The 19724-nt window shown below is 73.4% G+C and carries 14 protein-coding genes, 1 tRNA gene and 1 other RNA gene; 7 read left to right on the top strand and 9 right to left on the bottom strand.

The genetic code is table 11. The annotated features are described in order from the left end of the window. Positions 1-279 precede the first annotated feature (279 nt). Together AB0L37_RS02730 and ffs are read right to left on the bottom strand one after the other, a co-directional pair. On the bottom strand, positions 280-2394 hold the full coding sequence (locus AB0L37_RS02730) for a DNA polymerase III subunit gamma and tau (RefSeq protein WP_365498981.1): 2115 nt from the start codon (positions 2392-2394) through the stop codon (positions 280-282). A 55-nt stretch (positions 2395-2449) separates the two neighbouring features. Next, positions 2450-2548: signal recognition particle sRNA small type (gene ffs / locus AB0L37_RS02725), an RNA gene on the bottom strand. A gap of 72 nt (positions 2549-2620) precedes the next feature. Between ffs and AB0L37_RS02720 the strand changes: the two genes are divergently transcribed. The 4 genes from AB0L37_RS02720 to AB0L37_RS02705 all read left to right on the top strand — a co-directional run bounded on the left by AB0L37_RS02720 (position 2621) and on the right by AB0L37_RS02705 (position 7667). Next, positions 2621-2708, top strand: a tRNA-Ser gene (locus AB0L37_RS02720). A 123-nt stretch (positions 2709-2831) separates the two neighbouring features. Continuing rightward, positions 2832-3053, top strand: coding sequence for a hypothetical protein (locus tag AB0L37_RS02715; protein ID WP_365498978.1), 222 nt, complete (start codon positions 2832-2834; stop codon positions 3051-3053). Between the two features lie 124 nt (positions 3054-3177). After that, positions 3178-3510 (top strand): CU044_2847 family protein, encoded by a 333-nt coding sequence (locus AB0L37_RS02710; RefSeq protein ID WP_365498975.1) that lies wholly within the window; start codon positions 3178-3180, stop codon positions 3508-3510. Next, positions 3507-7667 (top strand): trypsin-like peptidase domain-containing protein, encoded by a 4161-nt coding sequence (locus tag AB0L37_RS02705; RefSeq protein WP_365498972.1) that lies wholly within the window; start codon positions 3507-3509, stop codon positions 7665-7667. The genes AB0L37_RS02710 and AB0L37_RS02705 overlap by 4 nt, the downstream gene beginning before the upstream one ends. On the opposite strand, the gene AB0L37_RS02700 is transcribed toward AB0L37_RS02705, so the two are convergent. Continuing rightward, positions 7631-8662, bottom strand: a complete 1032-nt coding sequence (locus AB0L37_RS02700; RefSeq protein ID WP_365498969.1) for a LysR family transcriptional regulator — start codon at positions 8660-8662, stop codon at positions 7631-7633. The genes AB0L37_RS02705 and AB0L37_RS02700 overlap by 37 nt on opposite strands. A gap of 52 nt (positions 8663-8714) precedes the next feature. Between AB0L37_RS02700 and AB0L37_RS02695 the strand changes: the two genes are divergently transcribed. Beyond that, positions 8715-9314 (top strand): alpha/beta hydrolase, encoded by a 600-nt coding sequence (locus tag AB0L37_RS02695; protein WP_365498966.1) that lies wholly within the window; start codon positions 8715-8717, stop codon positions 9312-9314. Here the strand turns inward: AB0L37_RS02695 and AB0L37_RS02690 are convergent. The 3 genes from AB0L37_RS02690 to AB0L37_RS02680 are packed head-to-tail and all read right to left on the bottom strand — an operon-like array spanning position 9236 to position 12222. Then, complete coding sequence (locus AB0L37_RS02690) at positions 9236-10411, bottom strand: alkene reductase (RefSeq protein ID WP_365498963.1); 1176 nt, start codon at positions 10409-10411, stop codon at positions 9236-9238. The genes AB0L37_RS02695 and AB0L37_RS02690 overlap by 79 nt on opposite strands. A gap of 40 nt (positions 10412-10451) precedes the next feature. Beyond that, on the bottom strand, positions 10452-11654 hold the full coding sequence (locus AB0L37_RS02685; protein ID WP_365498960.1) for an MFS transporter: 1203 nt from the start codon (positions 11652-11654) through the stop codon (positions 10452-10454). Beyond that, positions 11647-12222, bottom strand: a complete 576-nt coding sequence (locus tag AB0L37_RS02680) for a short-chain dehydrogenase (protein ID WP_365498957.1) — start codon at positions 12220-12222, stop codon at positions 11647-11649. Before AB0L37_RS02680 ends, AB0L37_RS02685 begins: the two co-directional genes overlap by 8 nt. 150 nt (positions 12223-12372) lie before the next feature. Here AB0L37_RS02680 and AB0L37_RS02675 point away from each other — a divergent pair, with 150 nt between their 5' ends. Further along, positions 12373-15588, top strand: coding sequence for a BTAD domain-containing putative transcriptional regulator (locus tag AB0L37_RS02675; RefSeq protein ID WP_365498954.1), 3216 nt, complete (start codon positions 12373-12375; stop codon positions 15586-15588). A 5-nt stretch (positions 15589-15593) separates the two neighbouring features. On the opposite strand, the gene AB0L37_RS02670 is transcribed toward AB0L37_RS02675, so the two are convergent. From AB0L37_RS02670 to AB0L37_RS02660, 3 genes are read right to left on the bottom strand one after another with little or no spacing between them, the layout of a single operon-like run. Further along, on the bottom strand, positions 15594-17471 hold the full coding sequence (locus AB0L37_RS02670) for a propionyl-CoA synthetase (RefSeq protein WP_365498951.1): 1878 nt from the start codon (positions 17469-17471) through the stop codon (positions 15594-15596). Between the two features lie 42 nt (positions 17472-17513). Continuing rightward, entirely contained in the window at positions 17514-17840 is a 327-nt protein-coding gene (locus tag AB0L37_RS02665; RefSeq protein WP_365498948.1) for a cupin, read from the bottom strand. Beyond that, positions 17837-18775 (bottom strand): LysR family transcriptional regulator, encoded by a 939-nt coding sequence (locus tag AB0L37_RS02660; RefSeq protein WP_365498945.1) that lies wholly within the window; start codon positions 18773-18775, stop codon positions 17837-17839. Before AB0L37_RS02660 ends, AB0L37_RS02665 begins: the two co-directional genes overlap by 4 nt. Positions 18776-18950: 175 nt before the next feature. On the opposite strand from AB0L37_RS02660, the gene AB0L37_RS02655 reads away from it, so the two are divergent. Beyond that, entirely contained in the window at positions 18951-19712 is a 762-nt protein-coding gene (locus tag AB0L37_RS02655) for a sulfite exporter TauE/SafE family protein (RefSeq protein ID WP_365498942.1), read from the top strand. The last annotated feature ends 12 nt before the right edge of the window (positions 19713-19724 follow it).

The following is a 19724-nucleotide window of genomic DNA, read 5'->3' as shown; positions in this document are numbered from 1 at the left end:
TTCGTCGTGGTTGCTCGCGCAGTTCCCCGCGCCCCTGACGGGGCACGGTCGTCTCGAACGTGCCGCGTCGTTGTGGCTGGGCGCGCCGTTGCCCGCGCCCCTGACGGGGACCGGTCGCCTCTTACGTGGCGCGTTCGTCGTGGTTGCTCGCGCAGTTCCCCGCGCCCCTGACGGGGCACGGTCGTCTCGAACGTGCCGCGTCGTTGTGGCTGGGCGCGCCGTTGCCCGCGCTCCTGGCGGGGTGCGGTCGTTGCCGTTCTCTTTCGGGCCGGCGGGGCGCTACTCGTTCGTGAATTCTTCGACCACTGTGGCGCCCAGTTCCCGGACGATCAGTTCGTGGCCCGAGAGGGCGTTCTCGTCCAGGTCCGGGTCGTCGTCCTCGGGGACGTCGTCCTCTGCTGAGACCGGCTGGCGGGGAGGAGGAGTCGGGGCCGGGGCCGGCTGGGGTGGGGCTGCTGCCGGGGCCGGGGCAGGCGCGGGGGTCGGGGCGGGGGGCGGGGTGTAGCCGCCTCCGTAAGACGCGGTGGGCGGGGGCGGAGCCGCCGCGCCGGAGGCGTCGACCACGGAGTCGATCTTCCAGTTGACGCCGAACTGTTCGGTCAGCGCCGCCTTGAGGACGTCCTCGCTGCCGCTGCTCGCGAAGTTGTCCCGGGCTCCCGCGTTCACGAAGCCGAGCTGGAGCGTGGTGCCGTCGAAGCCCGTCACCTGGGCGTTCTGGCTGAGCAGGATCCAGGTGAAGCGGCGCTTGTTCTTGACCGCCTCCAGGATGTTCGGCCAGAGGGTGCGGGGGTCCGGGCCGCCGACCGGAGCCGGGGCCGGGGCTGCGGGGGCCTGAGCCGCGGGCGCGGGCTGCTGCTGGGGTGCCGGAGCAGGCGTAGGCGCAGGTGCCGGGGGCTGGGGCTGGCCCGATCCCGCGGGTGTGGCCGTGGGCCAGCCGCCCGGCCTGCGCGCACCGCCCGCAGGGGCCGCGGTGGGCCAGGCCCCCGGAGCCGGAGCTGCCGGGGCGGGGGCGGGAGCCGGGGGCTGCGCTTCCGGCACCGGAGCGGGCGCAGGGGCAGGAGCCGGAGCGGGCGCCGCCTGCACGGGGGCCGGGGCCGGAGCTCCGCCCCGCACCGCCGCGCGGGCCGCGGCCGGTCCCCCGCCCGGCGCGGCCGGCGCGGCCGGAGCAGCGTGGGCGTCGGGTCCGGGGACGTACGCCATGGAAGGGGCGGGGCCCTGTCCTGCCGGGGTGAAGTGGCCGCCGCGCTCCAGCCGGTCGAGGCGGGCCATGAGGGAGCGCTCGTCGTCGTACGCGGCGGGGAGCAGCACGCGCGCGCAGATCAGTTCGAGCTGGAGCCGCGGCGAGTTCGCGCCGCGCATCTCGGTCAGGCCCTGGCTGACCAGGTCGGCGGCGCGGCTGAGCTCGGCGGCGCCGAAGGTGCTCGCCTGCGCCTGCATCCGCTCCACGACGTCGGCCGGGGCGTCGATGAGCCCCTTCTCCGCCGCGTCCGGCACGGCCGCCAGGATCACCAGGTCACGCAGCCGCTCAAGAAGGTCGGTGACGAAGCGCCGGGGGTCGTTGCCCCCCTCGATGACGTGGTCGACGACCTCGAAGGCCGCGGCGCCGTCGCCCGTGGCGAACGCCTCGACCACGGAGTCGAGCAGCGAGCCGTCGGTGTAGCCGAGCAGGCCCGTCGCCATGGCGTATGTCACACCGTCCTCGGCGGCTGCGGCGAGGAGCTGGTCCATGACCGACATCGAGTCACGGACCGAACCCGCGCCCGCACGCACGACGAGCGGCAGGACTCCGTCCGCGACCGGGATGTTCTCCTTGCCGCACACCTCGCCCAGGTAGTCGCGCAGGGTGCCGGGCGGCACGAGCCGGAACGGGTAGTGGTGCGTGCGCGACCGGATCGTCCCGATGACCTTCTCGGGCTCGGTGGTCGCGAAGATGAACTTGAGGTGCTCCGGCGGCTCCTCGACGACCTTCAGGAGCGCGTTGAAACCGGCCGACGTGACCATGTGGGCCTCGTCGATGATGTAGATCTTGTAACGACTCGACGCCGGTCCGAAGAAGGCCTTCTCGCGCAGGTCACGGGCGTCGTCCACGCCACCGTGGGACGCGGCGTCGATCTCGATGACGTCGATCGACCCCGGCCCGTTCCTCGCGAGGTCCTGGCAGGACTGGCACGCGCCGCACGGCGTCGGCGTAGGACCCTGCTCACAGTTCAGGCAGCGGGCCAGGATGCGCGCGCTGGTCGTCTTGCCGCAGCCGCGCGGACCACTGAACAGGTACGCGTGATTGACCCGGTTGTTCCGCAGCGCCTGCTGCAACGGGTCGGTTACATGCTCCTGCCCGATGACCTCGGCGAACGACTCCGGGCGATAACGGCGGTACAGCGCGAGAGACGACACGCATACGAGGTTATAGGCGCCCACTGACAACCGGTCCCGCCCACGAGCGCCGGGGAACGCGAACGCCCCCCACGCACCCGCCAGAGCCAACCTACCCTTGCTGCCTTCCGGCCCTGGGGGAGTTCAGTCAGATAGCGCCACGTGAGGGGCTGCGCCAAGAGTACATGCTCCGAGCGGGTGGGAACGAGTTCGCGAGCACCCTTCAACGTCTTGTATTGTTTGCCGCGGAGGATTCGCCTAGTGGCCTAGGGCGCACGCTTGGAAAGCGTGTTGGGGGCAACCCCTCACGAGTTCGAATCTCGTATCCTCCGCCAAGTGCCTCACCGGGCACTAAGTCGAAGGGCCCCACTGTTCGCAGTGGGGCCCTTCGGCGTTGTCGCCTCTCTGTAATCGTCCGGGGCTGGTGTCGGGCATGCCGCGCGGGCTCATACTGAGCCATGACAAAACCTCCTGCTCCCCGGCGCCACCTGCCGACCAGCCCCTTCAAAGCCCCGGTCGCACCGACCCCCAAGCACTTCGCCACGGGCGACCAGGTCACGCACGACGTCCACGGGCTCGGCCAGGTCATCGGGGTCGAGGACGGGATCGCGGCGCTCGTGGACTTCGGCTCCGCCCAGCTCCGGATCCTCAGCCCCTACGCCAAGATGACCAAGCTCTAGACCTCACGGCCGGCCGAGCCGCAGGGCTGGGCCCGTGCCCGCCGCACCGGCCCCTCATCGCTCCTGGACCCGTCGACGCGTGCGGCGCAGTAGGCTTTTCGCCCACGCAGGGCGAGGGGGCGGTGTGGCCACGCAGATCGTGTCGTACACGCTGGACGACGAGACGTCGGTCCAGTTCGAGATCGAGCCCACGGGGGACTGGCACCCCGTGTCCGCGGACGAAGCGGCCGGGCGCGTGCGGGACGCCGCCGGTCCGGCGGTCGAGGCCGCCCGTTCCGTGCTCGACAGGGTCACCGCGCTCCACCCCGACCAGGTGCAGGTCAAGTTCGGCATCAAGGTCAACGGCACGGCGAATTGGATCGTGGCCAAGGCGGCCACCGAAGCGAACTTCGAGGTCACCCTCACCTGGCAGCCGCGCTCCGCGGCAGGGGCGGAACGGGGCGCGCCCGCGCCATGACCACGACGCCGCAGGACGTGCGGCCCGAGCGCGACACCTGGGTGGCCGCGATACACGGCGCCGAGCTGGACATGCGGCCACTGGGCTCCGGCGTCCTCGTCGACAGCCGCCGTGTGCTGACCTGCGCCCATGTCGTAAGGACGGCCTGGAACGCGGGCGGAGCCCTGTGGGTCGCTCTTCCCAAGGCGGAGGAGGCCGTCGGTCACCGCATCAAGGTCACCGAGGTGTTCCTGCCGTCCGGTGGTGCCCCTGAGGTGCAGGACGTGGCGGTGCTCCGCCTGGCGGAAGAGGTGCCCGAAGCCCTGGCGGCACGTCTGGCGCCGGTGGCGCCGGGGGATCTCGTCGGTACGGCCTGGTGGTCGTTCGGCTTCCCGGAGGGAGTGCTCGGCAACTCCGCGAGCGGACGGGTGGGCGAGGCGCTCGGGCACGGCTGGGTGCGTCTCGACACCCATGGAACCCGCTATCCGGTCAGCGGCGGTTACAGCGGGGCGGGCGTCTGGTCGGAGGCTCATCAGGCCGTGGTCGGGCTGGTGGGACAGGCCCACAGAAGTACGGGCGACGCTCTCGCCATCACGGTGTGGGAGACCGGCCGGCTGCTGCCGGACCAGCAGTTGGGGGCGCTCGCCGTCGGCGCGCCCGCGTCGGCCGCGTGGAGCTGGTCCCTTGACACCGATCCCGAGTCGGCCCGGCACTGGCGGCCTCGTGCCCGGGGCGTGAGCACGGATACGGAGCAGGGGTTCCGTTTCCGGGGCAGGACCGCAGTACTGCGGGAGATCACCGCATCGATCACCGCCGCCACGCCCCGCCGGCAGGTCCTGGTGGTCACAGGGGCTCCCGGTTCGGGGAAGTCAGCGGTGCTGAGCCGTGTCGTCACGACGGCGGACCCGGGGATCGCCGCGTCGCTGCCACCCGACGACGTCGCCCTGCGCGCCCCCGAGGGTTCCGTCGCCTGCGCGGTGCACGCCAAGGACAAGACGGCACTGGAAATCGCCCAGGAAATCGCCCGTGCCGCGTCGGTGCCACCGCCGGATCAGGTGGTCGATCTGCTGCCCGCCCTGCGCGAGGCTCTGCGGGACCGCGCCGGACAGGGCTTCACCCTGGTCGTCGACGCCCTCGACGAGGCCGCTTCACCGGCCGAAGCCCGCTCCGTGGTCCGCCACGTCGTGGTCCCTCTCGCGGAGACCTGCGCGGATGTGGGGGCACGGCTGGTGGTGGGGGCGCGGAAACGGGATGCGGCCGGTGATCTGCTGGGCGCGTTCGGTCCTTCGGCGCGAGTCCTCGACCTGGACGCACCGGAACTCTCGGACCGTTCGGACCTCGTCGCGTACGCACTGGCGACCCTGCAACTGCGCGGTGACGAGCGCGCCGGCAACCCCTACCTGGACGAGACGGTCGCGCTCCCGGTCGCCGGACGCATCGCGGAGATCGCCGACGGCAGCTTCCTCGTGGCCGGTCTGGTCGCCCGCGCCCACGGGATGCACGACGCCCAGGCCGTGGACCCTGACACCGTGTCCTTCCCGGTGACGGTGGAGACCTCACTGCGCGAATACCTGCGGCGGCTCCCCCTGATCGGCGGTCTGTCCGCGGAGAACCTCCTCGTTCCGCTCGCGTACTCCGAGCACCCGGGGCTGACCGCACCGCTGTGGCGGGCGGCCCTGCACGCACTGTTCGGCGCCGCTCCGGCCGAGGGAGAGCTGCTGGCCTTCGCCCGGACCTCCGCGGCGAACTTCCTGGTGGAGACCGACGGGAGCGAGGGCCGCGGCATCACGTTCCGGCTCTTCCACCAAGCCCTGAACGAAGCGCTCCGCGCCGTACGCGCCGACCTCGCCGTCCTCGCCTCGGACGAGAGGTCCGTGGCGCTGGCCCTCCTCGCAGAAGGAGCACGGGAAGGCTGGGCGGACGCACCTGCGTACCTCCTTCGGTCCCTGGCCACGCACGCGGAGCGCGGCGGCGTCATCGACCGGCTGCTGTGCGAGGACGACTACCTGCTCCACGCCGATCTGCGCCGGCTCATCCCCAAGGCGCGCCGTGCCGTGACGGACGAGGGGCGCACACGAGCCGCGCTGCTGCGCCGCACGCCACGTGCCATCGACGCCTCGCCCCTCGAGCGGGCGGCGCTGTTCAGCGTGACCGAAGTACAAGAGAACCTCGGCAGCACGTACAGATCCAGTCGCTTCGCTGCCGCTCCGTACCAGGCACTCTGGTCGACCGTGCCGCCGTCGTCGTGGGAGGTGGCCACCTTCGAGGGGCATACCGGGCATTCGGAATCACTCTGTGTGCTGCACGCTGCCCAGGGGACCCTGCTCGCCAGCGCAGGCAACGGAGCCATCCGCCTCTGGGACGTCGCGACCGGGGATGCCGTGCGGACGCTCACCGGCCACTCGGGCTGGATCGGGGCGCTCTGCGAAGTGACGGTGGAGGGCCGGGACCTCCTCGCCGCCGGTGGAAGCGACGGTTGCGTCCGGCTGTGGGACCCCGGGACGGGCGACCTGGTGCGGGAGTGGCAGGGCGCGGGCGGGGCGATCCACAACCTGTGCACGATCGATCTCTCCGGCGGCCCCCACCTGGTGATCGTGGACGGCCATCAACGGCTGACCGTGCGGGATGCCCGGACCGGTAAGAAGCACACGGCCTTCCGTACTCGCACCCACCGCATCTCCGGCGTGTGCGCCTTCGAACTGGACGGGCGTCCTGTGCTGGCGATCGGAATCCATCACACGGACAAGGACAACCGCGTCCGCTCCGACCGGATACGTGTCTGGGATCCGGAGACCGGCACCACGGTCCGGACATTCTCCACGTACAGCTCTGAGATGGTCGCCCGCTCGGTGGTCGCCGTGCCGAGCAGTGACGGTCCGCTCCTCGCCACGAACTACGGGGACGACGTTCTGCTGCTCGATCCACGCAACGGCGCATGTGAAGGGGTCCTGGACGGCGCGGAGGGCATGTTGTGGACCCTCGGCGTCGTGCCCGGCCCGAACGGACCGCTGCTGGCCGCCGGTTACTCGAACGACGACGAGGGAAACATCGTCGTCTGGGATGTGGAGACGGAGGTGCTGACCCACCGTCTGGAGGCGCACAGCGAGTGGGTGGGGGATCTCTGTGCGGTGGCGGCGGACGGTGAATGGCTCCTGGCCAGTGCAGGCGCGGACCGCACCGTGCGCCTCTGGGACCTCGACCGCCGGCCGGCCACCAGCCAGTGCGACGGCGCGGGCAAGTGGGTGGGATCCCTGTCCGTCTTGAGTGTCGGCGGCCGGATGGTCGTCGCCGACAACGGGTTGCGAGGCGCCGTACGCATCCACGACGTGGAGACGGGCGAACTCGTGGGTCAGGTCCGTACCCCGCACGAACACGTCAGGGGTCTGTGCGCCGTGCCGGTCGGCGGCCGCACCCTACTGGCCGTCACCAGCAGCTCCCAGGACGATGGCGCGCTGCAGATCTGGGACCCCTCATCGCAGAAAGTCGTTCGGCAGTGGTCCGGGCCATCGTGCTGGAACGTGCAGCCGCTGGAGGTGGACGGCACCACCTGCCTCGCGGTGGCCTACCGGCAGGAAGATACCGAACGGATCATGATCCAGAACGCGTTGTCCGGGGAGACGGTCCAGGACATCGACACCGGCAGAAAGTCCATGACGTCCGGTCTGTGCACAGTGCGCGTCGCGGGCCGGCTCGCGCTCGCGATTCTCCAGGACGACTGGAGCACGGACTCCGGCACGGTGACCGTGTGGGACGTGGGCCGGTCGAACGTGGTCGGCTCCTGGGAAATCCCCGGAGCCGGGCTGGGACACCTGTGCGAGGTGGAAACGCGACTCGGCCCGGCCCTCGCGGTCAAGCGCCAGGTGAGGACCACCGAAGAGGACACGTCGGGGATCGGCTCCGTGTCGTTCCACGACCCCGCCACAGGCCGCACGCTGCTCGCACGCGAGCTCCACAGCGGATGGGTGGACAGCATCGGACGTGTCGAACTCGGCCACCGTGCCCTGCTGGCTACAGCCGCACAGACCGCGCGGTGCGTGGGCCTGTGGACGGTCGACGGCTTGCGCCCGGTGGCGGAGGTCCCGGTGCGACGCGAGGTCCACAGCGTCGTCCAGGCCTCCGGCCATCTGATCCTCGGCCTCGATCAGGGCCTCATGGCGGTCCACGTCACCACATCCTGACGCCCTGCCGCCGTACGAGCCCGCTGCTCGTCCGCCGCCTGCCGCAACGCCGCCACGACCTCCGTCAGCACCGGGTTCGCCTCGGCCCCCGCCCTGACGGCCGCGAACACGTTCCGCGACGGGGACGCGCAGCCGGGCGCGGCCAGGGTGCGGAGCGGCAACTCCCGTCGCTGCAGGATCTCTTGGACCAGCCTCGGCATCAGGGCCACCCCGGCTCCCGCCCCCACCAGCGCCGCCACCGACGCCCAGTCGTCGATCTCGTGCCGGATGTCCGGGGTGAAGCCGGCCGCCGCGCACACCGAGCGGGTCACCGCGCCGCAGCAGCTCGCGGCGTCGCCGACGATCCAGCGTTCCGTGGCGAGGTCGCGCAGCGCCGGGGCGGGGGTGGCGGCCAGGGGGTGGCCGGGCGGCAGTGCCAGGTCGAGGATGTCGGTCAGCAGGTCCGTGCGGGTGTAGCGGCGGTCCGTGTGCGGTGGGGTCGCCGCAAAGTCCACTGCCACGACCAGGTCGATCTGTCCTGCGTCGAGCGCCGTGAAGACGTCGGGGGGCTGTGCCTCCACCACCCGTACCTCGACCTCCGGCAGCTGCTCGGCGAGGGTGCGCAGGGTCGCGGGCAGTAGTCCCAGGATGCCGCTGGAGAAGGCGCCGATGGTGATCGTGCCGCGGGCGCCCTGCTCGTACGCGGCCAGGTCGGTGCGCGCACGCTCCAGTTGGGCGGCGATGCGGTCGGCGTGGTCGAGGAGGATGCGGGCCTGGCCGGTGAGGCGGACGCCGCGTCCGGCGCGTTCGGTCAGCGGGGCGCCGGCCTCGCGGGCGAGCGCGGCGATCTGCTGTGAGACCGCGGACGGTGTCAGGTGGAGGGCCTCGGCGGTGGCGGCCAGGGTGCCGCGGCGGCGCAGTTCGCGCAGGACGGCGAGGCGGCGCGGATCGAGGGTGAAACCGCCCTCTCCGCCTCCCGCGGCGCCGACTGTGAAGGTCCCGCTTACCGGTTTCATCGCGAAAGATTAACTGGATCCGCGGGCGGGCCCGGGGCCAGGATCGGTGGGTATGAGCGACAGCACCGGCGGCCGTGACCGCCAGAGTTTTCTTCTTGTGCACGGGTGGCAGAACCGGCGGCCCGAGGGGCACTGGCAACGGTGGCTCGCCGGGGAGCTCTCCGCGCGGCACGATGTCGCGTATCCGCAGTTTCCCGAGCCCGACCTGCCCGAACTCGATGTGTGGGTGCGGGAGTTGGAACGGTGGTTGGCATCGGACGCGCCCCGGGTCGTCGTCTGTCACAGTCTCGGATGCCTGCTGTGGCTGCACGCCGTGGCGCGTGGCGTGGTGGGGCCGGGTGTCGAACGGGTGCTGCTCGTCGCACCGCCCTCGGCGTCGTTCGTGGCGTCGCATCCGGAGATCGCCGGCTTCGCGCCTCCGCCGTTGGCGGTGGGGCAGGTGACGGGGGCCCGGATCGTCGCGGGCGACGACGACCCGTGCTGCCCCGAAGGCGCCCTCGCCGCGTACGGCCGCCCGTTGGGGATCGGCACGGACGTCGTCGGGGGCGCCGGGCATCTGAGCATCGACGACGGTTACGGGGCCTGGCCCTCGGTGCTCGCGTGGTGCACCGCGCCGGACCCGGCCGTCGCCTCCGCCGTCTCCTTCGCGTAGTGGGGGTAGTCGGTGTAGCCCTCCGCGCCTCCTACGTACATGAGGAACGCGTTCCGTACGGGGTTCAGCGGGGCGCCCGTGCGCAGCCGGTCCACGAGGTCGGGGTTGGCGAGGAACGGGCGGCCGAGGGCGATCAGGTCGGCCCCGGCGGACAGCAGTTCGTGCGCGGCCGTCCCGACCGTCTCGGTGGTGAGCTCGCCCGAGAGGACCGGGTTGGCGACGAGCGTGCCCGGCCAGGCGGCGCGGATGTGGCGGAAGACCGGGTCGGACGGGTTCGCGTACACGACGTGGAGGTAGGCGAGGGGGCCGACGGCCTTGAGCTGCTCCACCAGGGCCGGGTAGATCGCCTCGGTGTCGCCTTCCTCGATGCCGTTGACGGTCAGGCCGGGTGAGAGGCGGACGCCCACGCGCTCCGGGCCGATGGCGGCGGCGACCGCGCGGACGACCTCCACGGTGAACCGGATGCGGTGGGCGACCGGGCCGCCGTAGGCGTCGGTGCGGTGGTTGGTGTTGCCGGCGAGGAACTGGTGCAGGAGGTAGCCGTTGGCCGAGTGGACCTCCACGCCCGCGAAGCCCGCGTCGATCGCGCGGCGGGCCGCTGCCGCGAAGTCGGCGACGGTCGTCCCGATCTCGTCCGTCGTCAACTCACGGGGCACAGGCGCCGGTTGGTGGCCATCGGCGGTGTGGATGCCGTCCGGGAGCGGGATCGGGGACGGGGCGAGCGGGGTCGTTCCGCTGGTCGACGGGTGGCCGACGCGGCCGCCGTGCTGGAGCTGGAGGAACATCGTGCCGCCCGCCGCGCGCACCGCGTCGGTGACCGTGCGCCAGCCCGCTTCGTGGGCGTCGTCGTAGAGGGCGGTGATGTTCGGGTAGGTCCGGCCGACGGCGTTCGGGGTGGCGGCCTCGGCGACGATCAGGCCCGCGGTGGCGCGCTGGGCGTAGTAGGTCGCCATGAGGGGGGTCGGGGTGCCGTCGGCGCGGGCGCGGTTGCGGGTCATGGGGGCCATCACCAGGCGGTTCGCGAGGGGGATGCCGGAGAGACGGGCGGGCGCGAAGAGGGCGTCGCGGGTGAGGGTGAGGGTGGCGGCGTTCTTCATGGTCGTAACTCCCGTGTTCGATACGTGGGTTGAGGGGACGTCAGGCGGTCGGGAAACCGTGGCGGCGGGCCGTCAGGACCACCGCGAGCACGGGGGCCAGGAGGAGCAGGACCGCCCCGGGGAGCGCGCCAGGACCGGCCTGGGCGAGGAGGATGCCGCCGGCCGCGCCGCCGCCGGCCATGGCCACGTTCCACAAGGTCACGAGCATCGCCTGGGCGGCGTCGGCGTGTTCGCCGCCCGCGCGGCCCGCCGCCGTCTGCAACAGCGTCGGGACGCCGCCCCAGCCGAGGCCCCACAGGGCGGCGGCGCCGTACACGAGCGGGGTGCTGTCGGCGGCAAGGGCCAGGAGGGCCGCGGCCGCGGCGACCAGGAGGGTGCCCGCCAGGGTCAGGGCGCGCAGGCGGCGGTGGACGAGGGCGCCGACCAGCCAGATCGACAGGAGCGAGGCCGCGCCGAAGACGAGCAGGATCACGTCGGTGGAGCCGCTCAGGCCCAGGTCGTCGAGGAACGCGGCGACATACGCGTACAGGATCGTGTGCGCCAGGACGAAGACGAGGGTGACCGTGAGGACGGCGGGGACGCCCGGAACGCGCAGGGCGTGGCGCATCGGGGCGCGGGCGGCGCCCTCGCGGCCGGGGTGGTCGGGGACGGCCAGGCGGATCCATCCGAGGAGTACGACCGTCAGCGCGGTCATCGCGAGGAACGCGGTGCGCCAGCCGAGCGCCTCCCCGAGGAACGTGCCCGCGGGGACGCCGAGCGAGAGCGCCACGGGGATGCCCGCCATGGCGATGGCGAGGGCCTTGCCTTCGAGGTTCGGCGGGGCGAGGCGGCGGGCGTAGCCGGCGAGGAGGGCCCAGGCGATGCCGGCCGCGATCCCGGCGACGAAGCGCGCCGTCATCGTCAGGGCGTACGAGGAGGAGAGCGCGGTCACCGTGTTGGCGGCGGCGAAACCGGCCATGGCGGTGAGCAGCAGGCGCCTGCGGTTCCAGGCGGCGGTCGCCGCGGTGAGCGGGATCGCGGTGAGGAAGGTGCCGGCGGCGTAGACGGTGACGGTCTGGCCCGCGGCCGACTCGGTGCCGCCCAGGGAGCCGCTCATCGCCGGGAGCAGGCCCGCCGGGAGGGTCTCGGTGAGGCTCGTGACGAAGACGGCGGTGGCGAGGGCGAGCAGGGGGGCGATGCGGAGGGCGGGGGCGGTGGCGTCGGCGGCCTTGCCGGGTACGGGAGTTGTCGTGGTGTCAGTCATGGTCGGGGGCTCCGTCGGTGTGCGGGGTCGGGAGATCGACCGGGAGTTCGGTGCCGGTCGTGAACGGGGCGTCGAGGGCGAGGAACAGCGCGGCGCGGGCCGCCTCGTCGGCCGAGCCGCGGCGCAGCATCCGCGCGTCGTCGTGACCGGCGGCGACGGTGTTCACGCGGACGCCGTCGGCGCGCCGGGCCGTCGCCTCGCGGGCGCAGGCGCGCAGCGCGGGCTGGGTGGCCGGGCAGCCGCTGAGGACCACGGAGCCGCCGGGGGCCAGGAGCGGGAGCAGGGCGTCGAGGGCTGCCCTGGTGTGCGCGGTGACGCCGTCGGCGCTGCCCGCGTGGAGGAAGAGGTGGTCGACGCGGCCCAGGCGGGCGGCGACCTCGGTGGGGTCGGGGCCCGTCAGCACGTGGGCGGTGCGGCCCAGTTCGGCGCGGAGGAGCGGGGCGTCGGCGGGTTCGGTGACGGCGGCCAGAACGGTGGCGCCGCCCTCGACGAGGCGTTTGGCGACGGCGAGTCCCACGCCGTGGGCCGCGCCGGCGACCACCGCGGTACGGCCTGCGTACTTGGTCATGAGGGCCTCCTCGGCCGGATGTTCTCGGGGACGGGACGACCATGCCGGGGCGGCCTTCGGACCGGCTGACGGTTCGCTGACGGGTCACTGACGGATCACTGACGGTCGGCTCGAGGTCGGCTGAGGGAGCTCGCGGGTTACCGTTCCCGCATGTGGTTCGGGGTCTTGGGGGGACTGGTCGTCCGCGAGTCGGCCGGCGGGCCGGTCGTCGCCGTGGCCGAGGTCAAGGTGCGGGCGGTGCTCGCCGTGCTGCTCGCACACGAGGGGCGGGCGGTCTCCGTGGACCGGCTCGTCGAGGACGTGTGGGGGGCGCGGCCGCCGGGCAACCCCGCGAACGCGCTCCAGGCCAAGGTGTCCCAGCTGCGCCGCGCCGTCGGCCGGGAGCGCGTCGTGCGCCAGGGGGCGGGCTACCGCCTCGTCCTCGACGGCGCCGAGGTGGACGCCGTCGTGTTCCGCGACCTCGTGGAGCGGGCCCGCACCTCCGCCGACGTACGGTCGAAGGTCCAACTCCTCGATCAGGCGCTGGAGTTGTGGCGCGGGCCCGCCTTCCTGGACTGCGTCGACACCGAGTCCGTACGGGGAGCGGCGCAGCGGTGGGAGGAGCTGCGGCTCGTCGCGCTGGAGGAGCGGGCCGCCGCCCGCATCGCGGCCGGGGAGCACCATGTCGTCGCCGGTGAGCTGGGCGCCCTGGTGGCCGAACACCCGCTGCGCGAGCGGCTGCGCGCCCTGCACATACGGGCGCTGTACCTGGCGGGGCGGCAGAGCGAGGCGCTCACCTCGTACGAGGATCTGCGCCGCCTGCTCGCGGACGAGCTCGGCGTCGACCCGTCGCCCGAACTGGCCGCGCTGCACACGGCGATCCTGCGCCACGAACCCGCCGCATCCGGGACCGCGCCCGTGCCCGTGCCCGTGACCGTGAGCGCGCCCGTGACCGTGAGCGCGCCGCGGGTCCCGGATCTCCCCGCCCCCGCCACCCCCCTCATCGGCCGCGCCGACGATCTGCGCACCCTGTCCGCACTGCTCGACACGCACCGCCTGGTGACGCTCACCGGGCCCGGCGGGGTCGGCAAGACGCGCCTGGCCGTGGAGACGGCCCGGCAGGCCCGGGACCCGGGCGAGGTCGCGCTCGTCGAACTCGCCGCGCTGCACGGTGACACCGACGATCTCGCCCTGGCCGTCGCCGCCGCCCTCGGCCTGCGCGACGACGCGCCCCACGGCAGCCCGCACCGGGACGGTCCCGTACGGCAGCTGGCCGAGGCCCTGCGGGAGCGGCGGGTGCTGCTCGTCCTCGACAACTGCGAGCACGTCGTCGACGCCGCCGCCGACCTGACGTACGCCCTGCTGCGGGCCGCACCCGGCCTGCGCGTCCTCGCCACCAGCCAGGAGCCGCTGGGCCTGGCCTCGTCCGGGGAGGCCGTGCACCCCGTCGAGCCGCTGCGCGCGGCCGACGCGGCGGCCCTGTTCACGGAGCGGGTCGCCGCGTCCGCGCCCGGCCACGACCCGGCCGACGCCCCCGACGCCGTCGCCGAGATCTGCCGCCGCCTCGACGGCATCCCCCTCGCCATCGAGCTGGCCGCGACGCGCGTACGGGCCCTGGGCGTACGGGAGTTGGCGGCACGGATCGACGACCGGTTCCGGCTGCTCGGGGCGGCCCGGCAACGGGGCGCGCCCGCCCGGCAGCAGACCTTGCGGGCGATGATCGACTGGAGCTGGGAGCTGCTCGGCGCGCCGGAGCGGATCGTGCTGCGCCGGCTCGCCGTGCACCAGGGCGGCTGCACCCTGGAGGCGGCGGAGGCCGTGTGCGCGGGGGAGGGTGTCGCTCGCGAGGACGTGCTCGACCTGATGACGCGGCTCGTGGACCGTTCGCTGGTCGTCGCGGTGCCGGGGGCGCGGCCGCGCTACCGGCTCCTGGAGTCCGTCGCCGCGTACGCCCTGGAACGGCTCGCCGAGATGGGTGACGAGGACGCCGTGCGCCGCCGCCACCTGGACCACCACCTGGCACTCGCCGAACGGGCCGCGCCCCGGCTGCGCACCGGCGACCAGCGGGAATGGCTCGTACGGCTCGACGCCGAGTCCGGCAATCTGCGAGCCGCACTCGACGAGGCACTGCGCGTCGCCCCGGCGACGTCACGACGCCTCGCCGCGGCGCTGACGTGGTGGTGGCTGCTGCGCGGGCGCTGGACGGAGGCGTATCGGGCACTGGCTTCGGTGCCGGGGGGTGGTGGCGGGGGCGGGGGCTCGGACCGGGCGGTCGGCGGCGGGGGCGAGGGCTCGGACCTGGCGGTCGGCGGCGAGGGCGAAGGCTCGGACCGGGCGGCCGACGCCGAAGTCGACGTGTTGCGTGGCGCGTTCGGGCTGTTGACGGGTGCCGCGACGGCTCCCTGCACGCCGACCGGCGAGTTGTCCGCGCCCGTCCACTGGCTCTACGCCTACGCCCTGTTCAACGGCGGCGACCCCGACGCCTGCGGACGCCACCTCGACGCGTTCCCGCCATCACCGGACGACACCTGGGCCGTCGCCGCGACCCTCGCGCTGCGCGCCCTGCACGCCCTGATCCGCGGAGACCTGCCCGCCCTCGAACGGGACGGCCTGCGCGCGGCGCGGATGCTGCGGGAACTGGGCGACAGCTGGGGCGAGTTGCAGACCATCCAGCCGCTGGCCGCGCTGGCCGAGATCAGGGGCGCGTACGAGGAGGCCGAGCGGCTCGGCCGGGAGGGGCTGCGGCTCGCCGAGGAGCTCGGCCTCGCCGCGGAGGTCGCCGCCCGGCTCTCCGGCCTCGGGCGCCTCGCGCTGCTGCGCCGCGACTGGCAGCGGGCCCGCGCCCTGCACGAACAGGCCCGCGAGAAGGCAGTCGCGCAGGGCTACAGGTACGGGGAGATCCACGCCGAGATGGGGCTCGCGCTCGGGGCCCGCAGGTCCGGCCAACTCGACGCGGCCGAACGGCATTTGACGCGGCTGCGCGATGACCTGGGCGACCTGTCGTCACCGGCGGGGGACCATCTGCTCGCCGCCGAGTCCGGCTTCCTCGCGGAGCTGCGCGGCGACCCGGACGCGGCCCGCGCCCACCAGCTGCGCGGCCTCGACGCCGCCCGCGTGCTGGCCGAGCCGCGGGCGTACGCGCTCACCCTGGAGGGGCTCGCGGGCGCGCTGTCCCTGGCCGGCGACGCGCCGGGCGCCGCTCTGCTCCTCGGCGCGGCGGACGCGGCACGGTGCTCCGTGGGCGCGCCGCTGCCCCCGGCCGAGCGGGGCGACGTGGGCCGGGTGGAGCGGCGGACCCAGGACGCACTCGGCGCGGACCGCTACGCCGAGTGCCTCGCGAAGGGCGCGACGCTGAGCCCCGAGGAGGCCCTGGCCGCGGCCCTCTGACCGGGTCAGCCCCTCCTCAACACTGGCCGCAGCGCCTCCACGACCGCCGCGTCCTCCACGGTCGACGGCACCGGCTCGTCGAGCCCGTCGGCGATCCCGCGCATCGTCCTGCGCAGGATCTTCCCGGACCGCGTCTTGGGCAGGGCGGCCACCACGGCGACGTCCTTGAGCGAGGCGACGGCGCCGATCCGGTCCCGCACGAGCTGCACGAGCTCGGCCTCGACGACGGCCGGATCGGCCTCCGCCCCGGCCTTCAACACCACGAACCCGCGCGGCACTTGCCCCTTCAGCGCATCCGCCACGCCGATGACGGCACACTCGGCGACAGAGGGATGGGAGGCGAGCACCTCCTCCATGCTTCCCGTGGACAGCCGGTGCCCGGCGACGTTGATGACGTCGTCCGTCCGCCCCATCACGAACACGTACCCGTCCTCGTCGACATGCCCGCCGTCACCGCTGAGATAGAACCCCTCGTACGTCGACAGGTACGAGGAGACGAACCGCTCGTCGTCGTTCCACAGCGTCGGCAGCGCACCCGGCGGCATCGGCAGCTTCACGACGATCGCCCCGTCCACCCCGGGCGCCACCGGCTCACCGTCCGCGTCCAGTACGCGCACATCCCAGCCGGGCAGCGGCAACGTAGGCGATCCGGCCTTCATGGGCGCGGCCTCGATGCCGACCGGGTTGGCGACGATCGGCCACCCCGTCTCGGTCTGCCACCAGTGGTCGACGACGGGGATGCCGAGCAGCTCACCGGCCCAGTGATACGTCTCCGGGTCGAGCCGCTCCCCCGCGAGGAACAGGTACTTCAGACTCCCCAGGTCGTACCGGCGCGCCCACTCCCCCTTCGGGTCGACCTTCTTGATCGCCCGGAAGGCGGTGGGCGCGGTGAACAGGGTCTTCACCCCGTACTCCTGCACCACCCGCCAGAACTGCCCGGCGTCCGGCGTCCCCACCGGCTTCCCCTCGTACAGCACGGTCGTCGCGCCCGCGAGCAGCGGCCCGTAGACGATGTACGAGTGCCCGACGACCCACCCCACATCGGACGCGGTGAACATCACCTCGCCGGGCCCGACGTCGTACACGGCCTCCATGGTCCAGCGCAGCGCGACCGCGTACCCGCCGCTGTCGCGCACGACGCCCTTCGGCCTCCCGGTCGTCCCCGACGTGTAGAGGATGTACAGCGGGTCGGTCGCGGCGACGGAGACGCAGGCGGCGGGCCGGGCGCCCCGCACGGCCTCGTCCCAATCGACATCCCGCGCCCCCAACTCCGCTGTCCACTCCGGTCGTTGCAGCACCACGCACGCCGCGGGCTTGTGCTCCGCGAGTTCCACGGCACGGTCGAGCAGCGGCTTGTACGGGACGACCCGCGAAGCCTCGATCCCGCAGGACGTGGCCACGACGACCTTCGGCTCGGCGTCGTCGATCCGCACGGCGAGCTCGTTCGCCGCGAACCCGCCGAACACCACGGAGTGCACGGCCCCGATCCGCGCGCAGGCGAGCATCGCGACGACGGCCTCCGGCACCATCGGCATATAGACGACGACCCGGTCCCCGCGCCCCACCCCGAGCCCGGCGAGCACCCCGGCGAACACGGCGACCTGATCCCGCAACTCGGCGTATGTGTACGTCCGCCGCGCTCCCGTCACCGGCGAGTCGTACACGAGCGCGGCCTGCTCCCCGCGCCCCGCCTCCACATGCCGGTCGAGCGCGTTGCGGCAGACGTTCAACTCCCCGTCGGGAAACCACCGGTAGAACGGCGCCCGCCGCGCGTCCAGCCCCCGCACGGGCTCCACGTCCCAGTCGATCCCCCGAGCGGCCGCGAGCCAGAACCCTTCGGGGTCCTCGGTGCTCGCGCGGAAGACTTCGTCGTACGACGGCATGACCCGCACCCCTTTGCGCAGAGAGACGGGAACACGATCCGGTCAGGCGGTCACCGCAGTCAACAGGACCACCGCGTCCGTCAGTGCCACGAGCCCGTGCCGTTCCTGCGGGATCGCGTGGATCTCGCTCTCGGTGAGGGTGACGTCGCCGGAGAGGGCGGTGAGGCGGACGCGGCCGGTGAGGATCTGGAGGGTGGCGGCCGGTGGGGCGTTGTGTTCCTCCAGGGTGGTGCCCTCGGTGAGGGCGATGACGCTCTGGCGGAGCTGGTCCTCGTGGAGGAGGAGTTCGGCGCTGCGGCCGTGCGGGGCGCTGCGGGCGGCCGCGAGGTGGTCGGCGGCGAGGGCCGTCAGGTTGTGGGTGGAGGTCATGGGGTCAGGGTCGCCCCGGACGCCGGGCGGCGCGATGTGACGTCGCCCGATCGGGCCACCGTGTCCGCGAACGCGCGGGCCACCGGGGACAGCGCCGACCAGCGGCGCACCGCCCAGCCGACCCGGAGCGGCGGCAGGCAGGGGACGGGGACGAGGGTGAGGTCGCGGTGGCCGGGGCCGCGCAGGCCCGGCAGGTCGGGGACGACGGCGTGGCCGAGGCCCAGTTCGGCCAGGTGCACGGCCGTGTCCCAGTCGGCGATGCCGGTGCCGGAGGCGGAGGCGCCCGCGATGCCCAGCTCGGTGAAGCGTTCGTCGAGGTGGGAGCGGGACGTGGAGTGTTCGGGCGGCAGGATCAGCTGGGCCGAGGCTGCCAGGTCGGCCGGTTCGATGTGCGGCTTCGCGGCCAGGTCGGGGTCGGAGGCGGGGACGGCGAGGACCCAGGGGAGTTCCAGGACGGGGTGCAGTTCTATCCCGCGCTCGGGTGCGCCCATCGTGATCCAGGCCAGGTCGAGGTCGTGCGCGGCCAGCGCCTCGAAGCAGGCCCGGCTGGAGCTGACCGTCTGGAACTCCAGGCTGACCTGCGGGTGCGTACGCCGGAACGCGACGATCGCCTCCGCCATGAAGTGCCGTACGGACGTCGCGCCGGTCGTCACGCGTACCGAGCCGCCCTCGCCGCGCGCCAGGTCGCCGAGGCGGCGCAGGGCCTGGTCGATGGCGCCGATGCCGTCGGCCGCGGCGGCGCGCAGGACCCGGCCCGCGGGGGTGGGGACGACGCCGCGCGCATGCCGTTCGAGGAGGCCGATGCCGACCTCCTTCTCCAGCCGCTTCACGTGCTGGCTGACCGCGGACTGGGTGCAGGAGAGGTCCCGGGCGACGGCGCTGAGACTGCCGGCGCGGCAGACGGCGACGAAGACGCGGAGGTCGTCGAGGGTCACCGATCCAAGCTACAGCTTGGGGATGTGCAAGAAAACCCGAGGATTGACTTGGGTTGGCTGCCCGGAGCACGATCTCTGACGGGACGTCCCAGGGCGGCAACCCGCTGCGGAGGTCGCGAACTCCGGGCGGGTGCCGACCCGTTGAGAGGGCCAGGTCGAGTGAGTGGGGTTACGTGTGGATGTTGTCGAGGCTGTGGCCATTGGCGCCGCCGGAGTCGCCGCCGGCGGCATGAACGCGGTCGTCGGCTCCGGCACCCTGATCACGTTCCCGACACTGCTCGCCTTCGGCTATCCGCCGGTGCTCGCCAACGTCTCCAACAACGTCGGCCTGGTGCCGGGCGTGCTCAGCGCCGCGTACGGCTACCGGCGCGAACTCGCGGGCCAGCGGCGGCGGTTGATCCGGTTCGGTGCCGCCTCGCTGCTCGGCGGTCTGGCGGGCGCGCTGCTCCTGCTGAACCTGCCGGACGCCGCGTTCCGGGCCGTCGTGCCCGTCCTGATCCTCACGGCGTGCGTGCTCGTGCTGCTCCAGCCGCGCCTCAACCGCTGGATGCGGGAGCGCTCCGGCGGCGGTTCCCGTACCGACGGCGGTGTGCCCATGTGGCTCGGCGTGCTCGGCACCGGCGTCTACGGCGGCTACTTCGGGGCGGCCCAGGGCGTGCTGCTCATGGGCATGTTCGGCGCCGTGCTCCGCGACGACCTGCAACGCCTGAACGCGGCCAAGAACGTCCTCGCGTCCCTGGTCAACGGCGTCGCCGCGGTCGTCTTCATCGCCGTCGCCGACGTCGACTGGGCGGTCGCCGGACTCATCGCGGCCGGCTCCACGGCAGGAGGCCTGCTCGGCGCCCGCCTCGGCCGCAAGCTGCCTCCCACCGCGATGCGGGGTGTCATCGTGACGGTCGGCGTGACGGCGTCGGTGCTGCTCATCGCGCGTGCGTGATCAGCGTACGGA

The organism is Streptomyces sp. NPDC052225 (genome assembly GCF_040679615.1).
GTDB lineage: Bacteria > Actinomycetota > Actinomycetes > Streptomycetales > Streptomycetaceae > Streptomyces.
The sequence above is the reverse complement of the archived record's forward strand: the minus strand, read 5'-3'. Positions and strand labels throughout refer to the sequence as shown.

Excerpts from the sequence above, each read along its gene's own strand:
- AB0L37_RS02715 (WP_365498978.1), top strand. The coding sequence starts at position 2,832 with ATGACAAAACCTCCTGCTCCCCGGCGCCACCTGCCGACCAGCCCCTTC.
- AB0L37_RS02705 (WP_365498972.1), top strand. The coding sequence starts at position 3,507 with ATGACCACGACGCCGCAGGACGTGCGGCCCGAGCGCGACACCTGGGTG.
- AB0L37_RS02700 (WP_365498969.1), bottom strand. The coding sequence starts at position 8,662 with ATGAAACCGGTAAGCGGGACCTTCACAGTCGGCGCCGCGGGAGGCGGA.
- AB0L37_RS02695 (WP_365498966.1), top strand. The coding sequence starts at position 8,715 with ATGAGCGACAGCACCGGCGGCCGTGACCGCCAGAGTTTTCTTCTTGTG.
- AB0L37_RS02690 (WP_365498963.1), bottom strand. The coding sequence starts at position 10,411 with ATGAAGAACGCCGCCACCCTCACCCTCACCCGCGACGCCCTCTTCGCG.
- AB0L37_RS02685 (WP_365498960.1), bottom strand. The coding sequence starts at position 11,654 with ATGACTGACACCACGACAACTCCCGTACCCGGCAAGGCCGCCGACGCC.
- AB0L37_RS02680 (WP_365498957.1), bottom strand. The coding sequence starts at position 12,222 with ATGACCAAGTACGCAGGCCGTACCGCGGTGGTCGCCGGCGCGGCCCAC.
- AB0L37_RS02675 (WP_365498954.1), top strand. The coding sequence starts at position 12,373 with ATGTGGTTCGGGGTCTTGGGGGGACTGGTCGTCCGCGAGTCGGCCGGC.
- AB0L37_RS02670 (WP_365498951.1), bottom strand. The coding sequence starts at position 17,471 with ATGCCGTCGTACGACGAAGTCTTCCGCGCGAGCACCGAGGACCCCGAA.
- AB0L37_RS02665 (WP_365498948.1), bottom strand. The coding sequence starts at position 17,840 with ATGACCTCCACCCACAACCTGACGGCCCTCGCCGCCGACCACCTCGCG.